The organism is Streptomyces sp. NPDC001492 (assembly GCF_053597275.1).
In genome coordinates, this window is the sequence record NZ_JBSFHW010000004.1 from 238901 (window position 1) to 253531 (window position 14631).

14 protein-coding genes and 1 pseudogene are annotated in these 14631 nt (G+C 70.4%); 10 read left to right on the plus strand and 5 right to left on the minus strand.

From position 1 onward, the window contains the following. Nucleotides 1-38: 38 nt before the first annotated feature. The 5 genes and pseudogenes from ACWC1K_RS07080 (at nt 39) to mgt (ending at nt 4623) form a co-directional block, all read left to right on the plus strand. Nucleotides 39-974 carry a carbohydrate ABC transporter permease gene (locus ACWC1K_RS07080; RefSeq protein ID WP_450829226.1) on the plus strand — a complete coding sequence of 312 codons (936 nt, stop codon included), beginning with the start codon at nt 39-41 and terminating at the stop codon, nt 972-974. Then, nucleotides 971-1804 (plus strand): carbohydrate ABC transporter permease, encoded by an 834-nt coding sequence (locus tag ACWC1K_RS07085; protein WP_450829227.1) that lies wholly within the window; start codon nt 971-973, stop codon nt 1802-1804. The genes ACWC1K_RS07080 and ACWC1K_RS07085 overlap by 4 nt, the downstream gene beginning before the upstream one ends. Beyond that, a complete protein-coding gene (locus ACWC1K_RS07090) occupies nt 1804-3111 on the plus strand; it encodes an ABC transporter substrate-binding protein (RefSeq protein ID WP_450829228.1) in 1308 nt (435 codons plus the stop codon). Before ACWC1K_RS07085 ends, ACWC1K_RS07090 begins: the two co-directional genes overlap by 1 nt. Before the next feature lie 74 nt (nt 3112-3185). Then, a pseudogene (locus ACWC1K_RS07095) lies at nt 3186-3381 on the plus strand (ErmE/ErmH/ErmO/ErmR family 23S rRNA (adenine(2058)-N(6))-methyltransferase); the annotation flags it as partial. A 21-nt stretch (nt 3382-3402) separates the two neighbouring features. Beyond that, nucleotides 3403-4623, plus strand: a complete 1221-nt coding sequence (gene mgt, locus ACWC1K_RS07100) for a macrolide-inactivating glycosyltransferase (protein WP_450829342.1) — start codon at nt 3403-3405, stop codon at nt 4621-4623. 88 nt (nt 4624-4711) lie between these two features. On the opposite strand, the gene ACWC1K_RS07105 is transcribed toward mgt, so the two are convergent. Then, nucleotides 4712-6970: an MMPL family transporter gene (locus ACWC1K_RS07105; protein WP_450829229.1), complete on the minus strand. Its 2259-nt coding sequence runs from the start codon at nt 6968-6970 to the stop codon at nt 4712-4714. A 389-nt stretch (nt 6971-7359) separates the two neighbouring features. Here ACWC1K_RS07105 and ACWC1K_RS07110 point away from each other — a divergent pair, with 389 nt between their 5' ends. The 5 genes from ACWC1K_RS07110 to ACWC1K_RS07130 all read left to right on the plus strand — a co-directional run bounded on the left by ACWC1K_RS07110 (nt 7360) and on the right by ACWC1K_RS07130 (nt 10881). Beyond that, on the plus strand, nt 7360-7908 hold the full coding sequence (locus ACWC1K_RS07110) for a DUF1697 domain-containing protein (RefSeq protein ID WP_450829230.1): 549 nt from the start codon (nt 7360-7362) through the stop codon (nt 7906-7908). 55 nt (nt 7909-7963) lie between these two features. After that, nucleotides 7964-8989: a ketopantoate reductase family protein gene (locus ACWC1K_RS07115; RefSeq protein WP_450829231.1), complete on the plus strand. Its 1026-nt coding sequence runs from the start codon at nt 7964-7966 to the stop codon at nt 8987-8989. A 25-nt stretch (nt 8990-9014) separates the two neighbouring features. Further along, nucleotides 9015-9611, plus strand: a complete 597-nt coding sequence (locus ACWC1K_RS07120) for a TIGR03086 family metal-binding protein (protein WP_450829232.1) — start codon at nt 9015-9017, stop codon at nt 9609-9611. A 55-nt stretch (nt 9612-9666) separates the two neighbouring features. After that, the gene (locus tag ACWC1K_RS07125; RefSeq protein ID WP_450829233.1) at nt 9667-10284 is read left to right on the plus strand and encodes a mycothiol-dependent nitroreductase Rv2466c family protein; all 618 of its coding nucleotides are present in this window, start codon (nt 9667-9669) and stop codon (nt 10282-10284) included. 126 nt (nt 10285-10410) lie between these two features. After that, nucleotides 10411-10881, plus strand: coding sequence for a hypothetical protein (locus tag ACWC1K_RS07130; RefSeq protein ID WP_450829234.1), 471 nt, complete (start codon nt 10411-10413; stop codon nt 10879-10881). A gap of 24 nt (nt 10882-10905) precedes the next feature. Here ACWC1K_RS07130 and ACWC1K_RS07135 read toward each other — a convergent pair whose 3' ends face one another. The 4 genes from ACWC1K_RS07135 to ACWC1K_RS07150 are packed head-to-tail and all read right to left on the minus strand — an operon-like array spanning nt 10906 to nt 14446. Further along, entirely contained in the window at nt 10906-11649 is a 744-nt protein-coding gene (locus ACWC1K_RS07135; protein WP_450829235.1) for a sirohydrochlorin chelatase, read from the minus strand. A gap of 5 nt (nt 11650-11654) precedes the next feature. Next, nucleotides 11655-12533, minus strand: coding sequence for an ABC transporter permease (locus ACWC1K_RS07140; RefSeq protein ID WP_450829236.1), 879 nt, complete (start codon nt 12531-12533; stop codon nt 11655-11657). Beyond that, a complete protein-coding gene (locus ACWC1K_RS07145; RefSeq protein ID WP_450829237.1) occupies nt 12520-13323 on the minus strand; it encodes an ABC transporter ATP-binding protein in 804 nt (267 codons plus the stop codon). Before ACWC1K_RS07145 ends, ACWC1K_RS07140 begins: the two co-directional genes overlap by 14 nt. A gap of 10 nt (nt 13324-13333) precedes the next feature. Continuing rightward, nucleotides 13334-14446 carry an aliphatic sulfonate ABC transporter substrate-binding protein gene (locus tag ACWC1K_RS07150; protein WP_450829238.1) on the minus strand — a complete coding sequence of 371 codons (1113 nt, stop codon included), beginning with the start codon at nt 14444-14446 and terminating at the stop codon, nt 13334-13336. Nucleotides 14447-14631: the final 185 nt, after the last annotated feature.

A 14631-nucleotide genomic window follows, 5' to 3' on the forward strand; every position in this document is an offset into this window, starting at 1 on the left:
GGTCCGAACGTCACGAGCCGCGCAAAGGAGCCGATCACGTGACACTGGTGACCGCGACGAGGCGGTCGGCGCGGGGCGCGCCACGCACCGCCGGGGACCGTCGGCTCCCCGACCGCGGGGCCTGGTTCCTGGTGCTGCCCGCGCTGATCCCGATCCTGGTGCTGAGCGTCGGACCACTGCTCTACGGGATCCTGCTTGCCTTCACCGACGCCCAGTCCGGCCGCACCCGGTCCACCCAGTGGATCGGCGGTCTCAATTTCCAGGACCTGCTGCACGACACGCTGTTCTGGGAGTCGTTCCGCATCGGGCTGGTCTGGGCGGTCGGCGTGACCGTGCCGCAGTTCCTGCTCGCGCTGGGCCTCGCCCTGCTGCTCAACCAGGACCTGCGGCTGAGATGGCTCGCCCGCGCCCTCGCGATCGTCCCGTGGGCCATGCCCGAGGTCGTGGTCGGCATCATGTGGCGGCTGGTCTACAACCCGGACGCGGGTGTCCTCAACGAGACCCTGCGCGACCTCGGGCTCGGCGACGGGCGGGACTGGCTCAGCGGCCTCGGGTCCGCCCTGCCCGCGGTGATCGTGGTCGGCGTCTGGGCGGGCATGCCGCAGACCACCGTCGCGCTGCTGGCCGGACTGCAGAACACCCCGCGGGAACTGCACGAGGCGGCGGCGGTCGACGGGGCGGGCGCCTGGCGGCGCTTTTGCACGGTCACCTGGCCCGCCCTCAGACCGGTCGCCCTCGCCATCACCGCCCTCAACCTGATCTGGAACTTCAACTCCTTCGCCCTCGTCTACGTGCTGACCAACGGCGGGCCCGGCGGCCGCACCCGGCTGCCCATGCTGTTCGCGTACGAAGAGGCCTTCCGCTACGGGCAGTTCGGGTATGCGGCGGCGATGGGATGCGTCATGGTCGCGTTGGTCTCGGTGCTCCTCGCCGTCTTCCTGGCCGGCCGGCTCAGGGGAGGGGACGACACATGAGGACCAGGACCGGCACCCGCGTCGGCCAGTACGCGGCCCTGCTCGCATATCTGCTCTTCCTCGCCTTCCCCTTCCTCTGGCTGGTCTCCACGGCCTTCAAGTCGCCGCGCGAGCTGGGGAGTCTGCACCCCACCTGGATCCCCCGGCACCCCACCCTGGGCAACTTCCGGCAGGCCTTCGACGAGCAGCCACTGCTGCACGCCGCGCTCAACTCCCTGCTCGCGGCGGCGGGGGCGGCGGTGATCGCCGTACTGATCGCGACCCCGCTGGCGTATGTCATGGCCCGGCACCGCACCCCGCTGACCCGGGCGGCCACCGGATGGGTCGTCGTCAGCCAGGCGTTCCCGCTGGTCCTGGTGATCATCCCGCTGTTCCTCGTGCTGAAGAGCCTGCACCTGATCAACTCTCTGGCCGGGCTGACTCTGGTGTACGTCGTATGGGCGCTGCCGTTCGCGCTGTGGATGCTGGCCGGGTATGTCCGGGCGGTACCGGCGGAGGTCGAGGAGGCGGCGGCGGTCGACGGGGCCGGGCGGGTACGGACGCTGGTGTCGGTGGTGGCACCGCTGCTCGCGCCCGGGATCGCGGCGACGGGACTGTTCGCGTTCGTCACCGCGTGGAACGAGTTCTTCTTCGCACTGGTCCTGCTGAAGACGCCGGACAGACAGACCCTGCCGGTGGTGCTCAGCCATTTCATCGGCGCGGAGAGCGTGGCGGATCTCGGCCCGCTGGCGGCGGCCGCGTTCCTCGCGACCCTTCCCTCCCTGGTCGTCTTCGCGGTCATCCAGCGGCGGATCACGGGCGGCATGCTCACCGGGGCGGTGAAGAACTGATGCGCGGCACCACCAAATTCACGGGCCACGCGGGCGGGGTACTTGCCCTCGTCCTCGCGCTGCTGCTGGCCGCCTGTACGGGCGGCGGGAGCGGAGACACGGCGAGCGGACGGATCACGCTCCGCTTCCAGTCCCTGGCCTGGCAGCAGGAGTCCGTCGAGGCCAACAAGGAGCTGGTGAAGGAGTGGAACGCGAGCCATCCGCACGTCAAGGTCGAGTATGTGCAGGGGAGTTGGGACAGCGTCCATGACCAGCTGCTCACCTCCTTCGAGGGCGGTGAGGCGCCCGACATCATCCACGACGCCTCGGACGACCTCGCGGACTTCGCCTACGGCGGCTATCTCGCGGATCTGACCGACCTGTTGCCCCCGCGCCTGAAATCGGACATCCCGCAGCGGAGCTGGCAGACGTCGACCTTCGGCGACGGCGTCTACGGCGTGCCCTTCCTCCAGGAGCCGCGCGTCCTCATCGCCAACGCGGGCCTGCTGAAGAAGTCGGGCGTACGGATACCGACGCCCGAACGGCCGTGGAGCTGGACGGAGTTCCAGCGGGTGACGAAGCGGCTGAGCGGCAACGGCAAGTACGGCGTGGCCTGGCCGCTCAAGGAGCCCGTGTCCGCCACCCTCAACCTGTCCCTGTCGACGGGCGGTCAGCTCTTCCACCGGGGCCCGGACGGCAAGGTCACGGTCCGCTTCGAGCCGGCCGACCGGGTGGTGCCGCGCACGATTCACGATCAGGCGAACACCGACCGCAGCGCCTCGCCCACCACCCTGGGCAGCGGCGGTTCGGACACCCTGCCCGGCTTCTTCGGCGGCAGGTACGCGATGGTGCCGCTCGGCTTCTCCTACCGCCAGCAGATCGTGCAGCAGGCACCGAAGGGCTTCGACTGGCAGGTGCTGCCCGCGCCGGCCGGCGCCGACGGACTCACGCAGGGTGTCAGCCCGCAGACCCTGTCCATCGCCGCGGACAGCCCGCACAAGAAGGAGGCCGTCGAGTTCGTCGACTACCTGCTCCGGCCGAGGAACATGGTGCGGCTGGCGCTGGGGGACTGGATGCTGCCGACGGGCACCCAGGCGCTCAAGGACCCCGCCCTGCACACGGCCAAGGACGGCTGGGCGACCGGCACCGCCCTGGCCGCCCACCTCCGCTCGGCGCCCGCCCAGTCCGTCCGCGGCTACCCCGAGTGGAAGGACAAGGTGGCGACCCCCGCGTTCCAGGAGTACTACAGCGGGGCGATCGGCCTCGGTGAACTGCGCAGGCGGCTGGAGAAGGACGGCAACCTGGTGCTCGCCCGCTACCAGCGCTGAGAGCGGGCGGCCGTACGGCCGCCACGGAAAGCCGGTTGCCGCGCGTTCTCGCAGAAGGTCCTCGCCGCGCGTCCCCACGCACCCCGTTCTCCGTCGCCGGGAACGTGCCCTTCTTGCGTCGACGCCGGGATCGTACGCATCGAACGGCGTCGCACCCCACTGCTCGAACCCGCGTACGACAGCTGGCGCCGCCTCGTCGGGCTGGGTTTCTCGGGCGTCGGCGGGCGGCTCGCTCCACACCTCCTTCCAAATGATTGGACGAGACGTATCGTCTCGTCTAGCTTCGAGGACATGCCTACCCAGACGCCCCCACCCCGTCCCGCCCACATCGCGATGTTCTCCGTCGCCGCCCACGGCCATGTGAACCCCAGCCTGGAGGTGATCCGCGAGCTCGTCGCCCGCGGGCATCGCGTCACGTATGCGATCCCGCCGGCGTTGGCGGAGAAGGTCGCCGAGACCGGCGCCGAACCGAAGCTGTGGAAGTCCACGCTGCCGGGGCCCGACGCGGACCCGGCGGCATGGGGGAGTGAACTGCTGGACCACGTCGAGCTGTTCCTCGCCGACGCGATCCAGGCCCTGCCGCAGCTGGCCGAGGCGTACGACGGGGACGCGCCGGACCTCGTGCTGCACGACATCACGGCCTATCCGGGCCGCGTCCTCGCCCGCCGCTGGGGCGTCCCCGCGATCTCGCTCTCGCCGAACCTCGTCGCCTGGGAGGGCTACGAGGAGGAGGTCGCCGAGCCCATGTGGGCGGAGCCCAGGCGGACCGAGCGCGGCCGGGCGTACTACGCGCGCTTCCGGGCCTGGCTGGAGGAGAACGGAATCACCCGGCACCCGGACGACTTCGTGGGCCGCCCCGACCGCTCACTCGTCCTGATCCCCAAGGCGCTTCAGCCCAACGCCGACCGGGTGGACGAGAGCGTGTACACCTTCGTCGGCGCCTGCCAGGGCGACCGCACCACGGAGGGCGACTGGCAGCGGCCGGCCGGCGCCGAGAAGGTGGTGCTGGTGTCGCTGGGCTCGACCTTCACCGACCGGCCCGGCTTCTACCGGGAGTGTGTCGAGGCGTTCGGCGGCCTGCCCGGCTGGCACCTCGTCCTGCAGATCGGCAGGCGTGTGGACCCCGAGGCGCTCGGGACCGTGCCAGCGAACGTGGAAGTGCGTTCCTGGGTCCCGCAGTTGGCGGTCCTCCGGCAGGCCGACCTGTTCGTCACGCACGCCGGGGCGGGCGGCAGCCAGGAGGGGCTGGCCACCGCCACACCGATGATCGCCGTACCGCAGGCCGTCGACCAGTTCGGCAACGCGGACATGCTCCAGGCCCTGGGAGTCGCCCGCCGCGTCCCCACGGACGAAGCCACCGCCGAGACCCTGCGCAGGACCGCCCTCGCTCTCGTCGAGGACCCCGAGGTCGCCCGCCGCCTCAAGGAGATCCAGGCCGGCATGGCGAAGGAAGGGGGAACCCGGCGGGCGGCCGACCTGATCGAGGCCGAACTGCCCGCCGGATTGAGGTAGTTCCCGGCATGACGAGGGCCCGCCGGCTCCCCTGTGGCCGGCGGGCCCTTGGTCGGTGGGGGGCAACCCCTGTGGGGGCTCAGGCCCTTCAGACGCCCAGTCGCTCCCCCTCGTCGCGCCGCACCGAGTGCGTGATGACCTCGGCCGACTCGTCGTGTGTCAGGTCGGGCAGCCGGTCCAGCCACTTCGGCAGGTACCAGTTGCGCTCGCCCAGCAGCGCCATCACCGCCGGGAGCAGTACACCCCGGATGATCGTCGCGTCGATGAGCACCGCGGCCGCGAGGCCGACACCCATCTGCTTCATGGACTGCATGGACAGCGTCCCGAAGATCGCGAACACGGCGACCATGATGACCGCGGCGCTGGTGACGACACCTGCCGTGGTGACCACGCCGTGCTGGATCGCGTCCCTCGTCGTGCGCCCCCGCATCCGCGCCTCGCGGATCCGCGAGACCACGAACACGTGGTAGTCCATCGACAGGCCGAACAGGATCACGAAGAGGAACAGCGGCAGCCAGGTGATGATCGCGCCGACGCCCTCCGCGCCGACCAGGGAGGCGCCCCAGCCGTGCTGGAAGACGGCGACGAGGATGCCGTAAGCGGCGCCCACGGAAAGGAGGTTGAGCACGATCGAGGTGATCGCGACGGTCAGCGAGCGGAACGACAGCAGCATCAGCGCGAAGGCGAAGACCACGACGAACGCGAAGACCGGGACGACGGCGCCGCCGAGCTGGTCGTTGAAGTCCTTGGAACCGGCCACCTGTCCGGTGATCGGCGCCTGCACGCCGTCCAGCTTGCCGAGCGTGGCGGGCCGTACCTCGTCCCGCAGCTTCTCCAGGCTCGCGCCCGCCTTGTCCAGGTCGGACCCGCCGACGAGGGGGACGTAGACGTAGGCGATGTTCTGCGCGTCGTGCAGGGTGATCTGGACCGGGCCGCGCGAGGCGCCCGAACTGATCGCCCGCGCCTTGAAGTCGGCGAGCGCGGACTTCACCTCCGGCGCGTTGATGTCCTTGGCCTTGACGACGACCTCGGCCGGCTCGGAGCCGCCCGGGAAGGCGTCGTTGACCCGGTTGTACGTCTGCACGATCGGCAACGAGTCGCCGAACTCCTGGTCCAGCGTGAGGTTCTGCGTCTTCATGCCGAGCGCCGGAGCCGCGACGGCCAGCAGCGCACCGGCCGCGACGAGTACGGAGACCAGCGGCTTGGCGAGCACACCGCGCAGGACCGCCGTCCAGAACCGGCTCTCCCCGCCCGTGCGGGCGGCCCGGCGCTCCATCGCCTTGCGCAGGAAGGGAATCCTGCCCTTCTCGACCCGCTCGCCCAGCAGCGAGAGCAGCGCCGGCAGCACCGTCACCGACCCGACCATGGCGACCGCCACGACCATCAGCGAGGCCAGACCCATCCCCTGGAACGTGACGAGCCCGGTGAACAGCATGCCCGCCATCGCCACGCACACGGTGATGCCGGAGACGACGATCGCCCGGCCGCTGGTGGCGGCGGCGATCCGCAGGGCCGTCTGCGCGTCCCGTCCGGCGGCGCGCTCCTCGCGCTCACGGCGCAGATAGAACAGGCAGTAGTCGACACCGACCGCCAGACCGACCAGCAGCATCACGGAGTTGGCGGTGTCGCTCATCGGCATCACATGGCTGACGACACCCATCAGACCCATCGTCGCCATGATCGCGGTGATCGCGAGCGCCACCGGCAGCAGCGCGGCCACCAGCGCGCCGAAGGCGATGAGCAGAATGCCGAGCGCCACCGGCACCGCGGACAGCTCGGCCTTCTTGAAGTCGTCGCCGAACGCGTCCTTGAACGTCTTGTTCATGCTGGCGCTGCCGATCTCCTCGATCCGCAGCGTCTCGTGGTCCTTCTGCACCCCCGCGACGGCCTTCAGCACCGGCTCCACGCGCTCGTACGCGGTCTCGGGGTCGCCGCGCATGTCGAACTGCACCAGCGCGCTGTGCCCGTCCTTGGAGATCGTGTTCGTGGTGTACGGCGACTTCACGTCCGTGACCTCGCCGGTCCCGTCGACCGCCTTCACGACCGCGCCCACAGCCGCCTTGAACTCGGCGTCCGTGGCCCTGACGCTTCCGTCCTTCGCCTGGATCAGAATCGTCTCGCCGGCCGGTTCCTCGATCCCCGCATCCTCGATGATCTTGGCGGCGGTGTGTGTCTCGCCCTTGAGCTGTTCGCTCTCCTTGACGTCGACCCGGCCGGCGGCCGAACCGAGCCCCATCGCCAGGACGACGAACAGCACCCAGATGCCGACGGCAGCCCATCGGTGCCGGGCGCTCCAGCCACCGGCCCGGGCGGCTATGCCCCGCACCCGCGAATCTCCGTTCCCCATGACGGGCTTGCCCCCTCGTCTGCGGTGACAGCCCCCTGCCATCACCTTCCGCTTCGAAGGTATGGGCGCGATAAGCACGTCTCGTCGTGCTGCCCGGTGAAGTGCGGCGGGCACGGGTCCTCCCCTCGGACCCCGGCGTCTCACCGCTGGGGAGGATTTCGGCCCCTTACATCTATCGGGACTTCTCGGGGATGAAGATCGGGGTGTCCGGCCCGTCGGCATCGCTCCTCTTTGTTATTGCGAAACCTTGTTGAACAAGTCACAGGTGCGTGTATCTGTTGATCCGGAGCCCCGGCTTCGGACAGAGTTTCGGGCAGTCCGCCCGTGCGGACGCGGCGGCCGTCGTGCCCACCCCCACGGGGCACGACGGCCGCTTTATGGTGTGCGCCATGACGACGACGTATGCGGCGCTGCTGCGCGGGATCAACGTGGGCGGCAAGAAGAAGCTCCCGATGGCCGAACTGCGTCAGCTGATGGACGGCCTCGGCTACGACGGCGTACGCACCCATCTGCAGAGCGGCCAGGCCGTCTTCGCGTCCGGTCACGGCGACGAGGAGTCCCTGGCGGCCGAACTCGCGCAGGCCATCCAGAAGCACTTCGGCTTCGCCGTCGACGTGATCGTGCGCGACCACGCCTACCTCAGGGCGATCGCCGAGGCCTGCCCGTTCCCGGCCGCCGAACTGGAGCCCAAGCAGCTCCACGTCACCTACTTCTCCGCCCCGGTCGACGCCGAACGGTTCGCGGAGATCGACCGGGAGGCCTACCTCCCGGAGGAGTTCCGCCTCGGCGACCGCGCCCTGTACCTGTACGCGCCGGACGGCCTCGGCCGCTCCCGGCTCGCCGTCCACCTCGCCAAACCCCGTATCAACAAAGGTGTGATCGCCACGAGCCGCAACTGGAACACCGTGGTGAAGCTGGTGGAGCTCACGGGGGAGTGACCTGCAAATCCCGGCCCTTCATGGCACGTACACACGACTGTGCGAGGCTCCTCCCATGCGTTACATCATCATCGGAGCGGGAGCCGTCGGCGGTGCGGTCGGCGGGCGGCTCGCGGGTGCGGGGCACGAGGTGGTTCTGGTCGCGCGGGGTGCGCACCACGCGGCGCTGCGGGACGGCGGGCTGCGGCTGAAGGTGCCGGACGGTGAGTACACCTACCGGCTGCCGACCGTCGAAGGGCCGGACGAGCTGGGCGAGTTGAGGGCCGACGACGTGCTCGTCCTCGCCGTGAAGACGCAGGACACCGTGGGCGCGCTCCAGGCCTGGGGCCCGGCGCCGGTCGCCGGCGGCGGCACCGCGGCCGAGCGGCTGCCGTTGTTCTGCGCGCAGAACGGGGTGGAGGGCCGGCGGCTCGGCCTGCGGGTCTTCCGGCGGGTGTACGGCGTCTGCGTCTGGCTGCCCTCGACGTTCGTCGAACCGGGCGTCGTCTCCGCCGCAGGAGCCCCGCTCACCGGCATCCTGCACCTGGGCCGCTTTCCCCGCGGCACCGACGAGACGGTACGGCGGGTCGCCGCCGACCTGGAGAAGACGGGGTACGTCGAGGCGCCGGTCGTGCCGGACGTGGCGCGCTGGCAGTACGCCAAGCTGCTCTCCAACCTGGGCAACGCGCTGGAGGCGGTCGCCGGGCCGATCGCCGGTGACGAGGCCGCGGCGCTGTACGCGCGCGTGCGCGCCGAGGGCGAGGCCGTGCTCGACGCCGCCGGGATCGCGTACGCGAGCACCGAGGAGCAGAAGGCGGCTCGCGGCCACAAGGTCGATCTGGTCCCCCTCGACGGCGCTCCGCGCGGCGGCGGCTCCTCCTGGCAGTCCCTCACCCGCGGCACCGGCACCATCGAGGCCGACCACCTCAACGGCGAGATCGCCCTGCTGGGGCGCCTGCACGGCGTACCGACCCCGCTCAACGAGCTTCTCCAGCACCTCGCCAACACCTTCGCGCGCGAGCACCGTACCCCCGGATCCATGCCGGTCGAGGACCTCGTCCGCCTCGCCGACGAGGCTGTCGCGTTTGTTCAAGAGCCCTGAGCGGCCCCCTCCTAACGTGGGGTGCATGACGTACGACGACGACCCGAAGCACCTGCACACGTACATGACCGAGTGTGCCGCCGAGGCGGCGCGTGTGGCGCGCGGCGTCCCGGCGGACCGGCTCGGCAGCCCCACCCACTGCCCCGACTGGGACGTCCGTGCCCTGGTCAACCACTGGGTGCTCTACACCTCGCACGGCCTGGAGCACCGCGCCCTGCGCAGACAGCTCCCCGAGGAGCTGACCGCCCGGGACTTCACCGCGGACGCCGACTGGCCCGCGGCCTACGCCGCCCAGCTGGACCGCGCCGTCGCGGCCTGGGCCGACCCCGCGGTGTGGGAGGGCGAGGTCGACCTGGGCATGGCGAAGATGCCCGCTGCCGAGATCGCCTCGATGGTCATCAAGGAGATGGCGGTGCACGGCTGGGACGTCGCCACCGCCACCGGCCAACACTTCCACGTCTCGGACGAGGCGGCCCGCTTCGTCCTCGGCGTGGTCGAGAAGCACGGCGAGCTCTACCGGCAGTACGACGGCTTCGCCGACCCGGTGCCGGTGCCGGACGGCGCCCCGGTGTTCGACCGGGCGCTCGCCGCCAGTGGCCGGGACCCCGAATTGGGTCACTGAAAAGGCATCGGATTGGGCCGGGACACTGCACCACTCGGCCACTACCGTCGACCCCATGACGATCACCTCGCCGACCCGAGTCGACTTCTGGTTCGACCCCGCCTGCCCCTTCGCCTGGATCACCTCCCGCTGGCTCCTGGAGGTCGAGCGCGAACGCCCGCTCGACCTCCGGTTCCATGCGATGAGCCTCTACCTGCACAACCTCGGCAACGAACTCCCGGACTGGTACCGGGAGCTGGTCGACAAGTCGATCGGCCCGGTACGGGTCGCGGTGGCCGCAGCCGAGCGGCACGGCGAGAAGGTCCTGCGCGACCTGTACACGGCATTCGGCACCCGGATCCACGAGCGGAAGGTCGAGGACTTCGACGCGGTGATCACCGACTCCCTCGCCGAACTCGGCCTTCCCGCGGATCTCGCGTCCGCCGCGCACGACCCGTCGTACGACGAGGCCGTACGCCGCAGCCATGAGGCGGGCACCGAGCCGGAATCGGGCGGCTATGTGGGCACGCCGACCATCCATGTCGATGGAACGGTGTGGTTCGGTCCGGTACTGCGGGCGATTCCGCGGGGTGCGCGAGCGGCCGAACTCTTCGACAGCTTCCGGGTGCTGGCGACCGACCCGGACTTCTTCGAGCTGAAGCGCACCCGCACGGGCGGGCTGTCCTTCGACTAGTCCCGGATGGACAAGGGTGACGCCGGTCGTCCCCGGAGGTGACCTCGAACAGCACCCAGGTGCCGGCGCACCTCGCGGTCAGGGCCTGTGCGCCCGCCGGCGCGGCCGCCGCCCAGGTCGCCCCCCGTGCCGACGACCGTGGCCTCCGCCCAGCGCGGCAGCCGACAGAACGGACGCTGCTCCACGACACGAAGGGCGGCCGGCGGCACGGTCACCGTCGACGCGAAGACGGCCAGGGCCACGGCCGCGGCGTGTGCCCCCGCGGCGAGCACGAGCGGAGCGGGCAGCAGCCCCGCCGCCGAGACGGCAAGCCGCCGGGCGGCGACGGAGACCGGACGACGGACGGTGACCGCGCAGCAGGAAGCCGCCAGGCAGACGCCGACCGTCACGGCCCGGATCACCCCCTGGTCCGACGAGGACGGCGGCGAACCACAGCGGACCGGCCGAGGCTCCGCCGAGCAGCGCGAGAAGAGCCCACAGCCACACCGGGGCCCACCACCCTCCCACGGGCTGCCGCCCAACCCCTGCTCCCGGGCCAGGACCACGGCCTCCGTCCGGCCGCTGACCCCCAGCTCGGTGAAGAGCGACGACAGATGATGGGCGACGGTCTGAGGAAACGGCCTAGGCGCCGACAGCCGCCAGTACCGGCCTGCGCGCCTCGTCGTACCGCTCCAGCAGCACCTGCGCCACCTCCGGTGCCGGGCCGAGCACCTCGGCGAGTACGTCCGCCTCAGCCGCGCCCCGCGCGATGCGGTCCGGCAGGAAGCCGGGGGCCAGGACGTACGGGGCGACCGCGACGCGCTCGCAGCCCAGTGCCCTCAGTTCCCGCACCGCGTCCTCGGTACGGGGCAGGGATGCGGAGGCGAACGCAGGCCGCACGGCGCACCAACCGGTGTGCCGCCACTCCCGCGCGATTTCTGCGATCACTGCGATCGCCTCCGGGTCGGTGGACCCCGCCGAGGCCAGTACGACCCCGGTCGAGGACTTGTCGCCGGGCGTCAATCCGGCCTCGTACAAACGCCGTTCGAGGGCGGACAGGAGCAGCGGCGAGGGGCCGAGCACCTCCGCCTGGCGGATCCGCAGCCGCCGCGGCGCGTCCCGCAGGACGGCGGGGATGTCCGCCTTCGCGTGGAAGGCGCGGGTCAGCAGAAGGGGAAGGGCCACGACGTCATGGACGCCCTCCGCCGCCAACGACTCCAGCACCCCGTGCACCGACGGGATGTTGAAGTCCAGGAAGCCCGTCTCCACCCGTACGTCCGGGCGCAGCGAGCGCACCCGGCGGACAAGGGCGTGCACCGTCGCGGCGTGCCGCGGATCGCGGCTGCCGTGGGCGATGACGAGGAGAACGGGCTTCGAAGGGGGCATGGGACTCAGCTCTTCACCAGCAGACCGCGGCTGCGCAGCACCCACCGCTCCAGCGGGCTGAAGATCAGCAGGTCGATGGCTATGCCGACGAACAGGATGAGCAGGATCGCGAGGAAGACCGTCGCCATGCTGCTGTTCGTACGGCCCACTTCCAGCAGCTGGCCCAGACCCATGCCCATGTCCGGCGACTGGGCGATGATCTCGGCGGCCATCAGCGAACGCCAGGAGAACGCCCAGCCCTGCTTCAGACCGGCCACATAGCCGGGCAGCGCCGCCGGCATCACGATGTGCCAGGTGCCACGCAGTCCCGTCGCGCCCAGGGTGCGACCCGCGCGCAGGAACAGCGGGGGCACCTGGTCGACGCCCGACACCAGACCGTTGGCGATCGAAGGAACGGCGCCGAGCAGGATCACCGTGAACATCACGGAGTTGTTCAGGCCCAGCCAGATCACCGCAGGCGCGACCCAGGCGACCGAGGGCAGCGACTGCAGGCCGGAGAGGATCGGCCCGATCGCCGCGCGCACGAACTTCACCCGCGCCACCACAAGGCCGAGCGGTGTACCGATGGCCAGCGCGAGCAGGAAGCCGAGCAGACCGCGGGAGACGCTGCCCCAGATGTAGTCGAGCAGGGTCCCCTTGAGCCACTGGTCCTCGACCTCGGCCCACACATCGCCGGGGGAGGGCAGCTTCGACGGGTCGTCGACGACCGGGTAGAGGAGCGTCCAGGCCACCAGCACCACCGCGATGGCCAGGATGGGCGGCAGGATCTTGTTCTTGAAGGTTTGGCTGAAAGGCGTCCGGCCGGTGGCCGTGGTCTCCAGCGCGTCGAGGCCCGCCTCGACGCTTCCGGCGTCCTGGGCCGGCGTCGTCTCAGTGCTGGCCATGACGGCGGATCTCCCCACGCAGTACATCGGTGATCTCAAGGGACAGTTCGGCCACGGGGGCGTCCTCGATGCGCCGCGGCTGCGGAATGTCGACCGCCCACTCGCGCGCGATCCGGCCCGGGCGCGACGACAGCAGGACGACGCGCTGCGCGAGCCGTACCGCCTCACGCACGTTGTGCGTGACGAACAGGACGGACACCCCCGTCTCCGCCCAGATCCGGGTCAGCTCGTCGTGCAGCACGTCCCGGGTGATGGCGTCGAGGGCCGCGAACGGCTCGTCCATCAGCAGCAGGTTGCTCTCCTGGGCGAGCGCCCGCGCCAGTGCCACGCGCTGGCGCATACCGCCGGACAGCTCGTGGACGCGCTTCCCGTATGCGCCCTTCAGCCGGACGAGTTCGAGCAGGTGCTCGGTCCTGTCACGTCGTTCGTTCTTCGGAACTCCCCTGAGCCTGAGGGCGAGTTCGATGTTCTTGCCCGCGGTCAGCCACGGGAAGAGGGCGTGCTCCTGGAACATCAGGGCGGGGCGGCCGTCGGTCGCGATGGAACCGACGGTCGGCTTGTCCAACCCCGCCACCAGGTTCAGCAGGGTGGACTTGCCGCAGCCCGAGGCCCCCAGGAGGGTGACGAACTCGCCGGGCGCGACATCGAGGCTGATGTCGTCCAGGACGAGCTGCTGCCCGCCCGGTCCTGCGAAGGACTTCGAGACGTGCTCAAGGCGAGCCGCGTACTCCACGGTCTCGGCGGCCTTGGCGAGGGTCGTTGCCATGGTCGTCACCTCCTGGGAACTCATCGGGCGGGTATCAGCTGGCGCCGAGACCGGCGTCGTCCACCGTGCTCTCGCCCTCGGCCTTGAGGACCTTGTTGAGGATCGTGAGGTCGTAGATGCCCTTCAGGCTGGGGCTCTCCAGCAGACCGGCCTTGACGGCGTGCTCCGCCTCGGTGTTGAGGGTGGAGGCCAGCGGGTCGTTGGTGAACTGGATCGACTTCCAGGCCGGGTCCAGGACGTTCGGCTTGAGGGCCTTGCCGGAGTCGGCCTCCAGCCGCTGGTTCGCCACCGCCTTCGCCTTGTCGGGGTTGGCGTTGATCCACTTGTTGGCCTCGACCGAGGCCTTCAGGACGGCCTCCACGGCCTTTGGGTGCTGCTTGAGGAAGGCCTGTCGCACGACGATGTTCGTGATCACGAACTTCTTGTCCGGCCACAGCGACGCCTCGTCGAGCAGCACCTTGCCACCCTCCGCGACCAGCTTGGACGCGGTCGGCTCCGGCACCCAGGCGCCGTCGATGGCGCCGGACTTGTAGGCGTCCGGGGTGATCTTGTTGTCGGTGCGGACCACCGACACATCGCCCTTGCCGGTGTTCGCGTCGACCTTCCAGCCCTGGTCGGCGACCCAGTTGAGGAACGCCACGTCCTGGGTGTTGCCGAGCTGCGGGGTCGCGATCTTCTTGCCCTTGACGTCCTTCAGGGACTTGATCTTCTTCGGGTTCACGACGAGCTTCACGCCGCCGGAGGCCGAACCGCCGATGATCTTCAGGCCCTTGCCGTTGGACTTGACGTATCCGTTGATCGCCGGGGACGGGCCGATCCAACCGATGTCGATGGAGCCCGAGTTGAGGGCCTCGATCTCCGAGGGGCCGGCGTTGAAGATCTGGTAGCCCGCCTTGGTGGCGCCCAGCTCCTTCTGGAAGAGGCCCTGCTGACGGGCGACGAGCGCGGTGCCGTGGGTCAGGTTGCCGAAGTAGCCGATCTTGACGGAGTCGAGACCGTCGATCTTCGACGACCCTGCGGCGACCTTCTCCTTGGAGTTGTCACTCGTGGACTTCGACCCGTAGCTGCAAGCGGCGAGCGTGAGGAGCGGAAGTGCGGCTACCACGGCTACGCCGCGGCGAAGGAACGTTGAGCGGTTGACAGGCACGGGAGGTGTTCCTCTCGGAGGCCCGGCGGTCACGGTCTTTCAGGTCGTGGCCGGGAGGTCGGCAGGTCTTCGTCGCTTCCGGGACGGCGGGTGGGGGGACGGGGCGCGCAGGCAGTGCGCGTACGTCAACGCACACATCGCGCCACTCCGCCCTGCCCGCTGCCGAGGTCGCCGCTGCCGACGCG

Coding starts and splice junctions, on each gene's coding strand:
- ACWC1K_RS07085 (WP_450829227.1), top strand. CDS start 971: ATGAGGACCAGGACCGGCACCCGCGTCGGCCAGTACGCGGCCCTGCTC.
- ACWC1K_RS07090 (WP_450829228.1), top strand. CDS start 1,804: ATGCGCGGCACCACCAAATTCACGGGCCACGCGGGCGGGGTACTTGCC.
- mgt (WP_450829342.1), top strand. CDS start 3,403: ATGCCTACCCAGACGCCCCCACCCCGTCCCGCCCACATCGCGATGTTC.
- ACWC1K_RS07105 (WP_450829229.1), bottom strand. CDS start 6,970: ATGGGGAACGGAGATTCGCGGGTGCGGGGCATAGCCGCCCGGGCCGGT.
- ACWC1K_RS07110 (WP_450829230.1), top strand. CDS start 7,360: ATGACGACGACGTATGCGGCGCTGCTGCGCGGGATCAACGTGGGCGGC.
- ACWC1K_RS07115 (WP_450829231.1), top strand. CDS start 7,964: ATGCGTTACATCATCATCGGAGCGGGAGCCGTCGGCGGTGCGGTCGGC.
- ACWC1K_RS07120 (WP_450829232.1), top strand. CDS start 9,015: ATGACGTACGACGACGACCCGAAGCACCTGCACACGTACATGACCGAG.
- ACWC1K_RS07125 (WP_450829233.1), top strand. CDS start 9,667: ATGACGATCACCTCGCCGACCCGAGTCGACTTCTGGTTCGACCCCGCC.
- ACWC1K_RS07135 (WP_450829235.1), bottom strand. CDS start 11,649: ATGCCCCCTTCGAAGCCCGTTCTCCTCGTCATCGCCCACGGCAGCCGC.
- ACWC1K_RS07140 (WP_450829236.1), bottom strand. CDS start 12,533: ATGGCCAGCACTGAGACGACGCCGGCCCAGGACGCCGGAAGCGTCGAG.
- ACWC1K_RS07145 (WP_450829237.1), bottom strand. CDS start 13,323: ATGAGTTCCCAGGAGGTGACGACCATGGCAACGACCCTCGCCAAGGCC.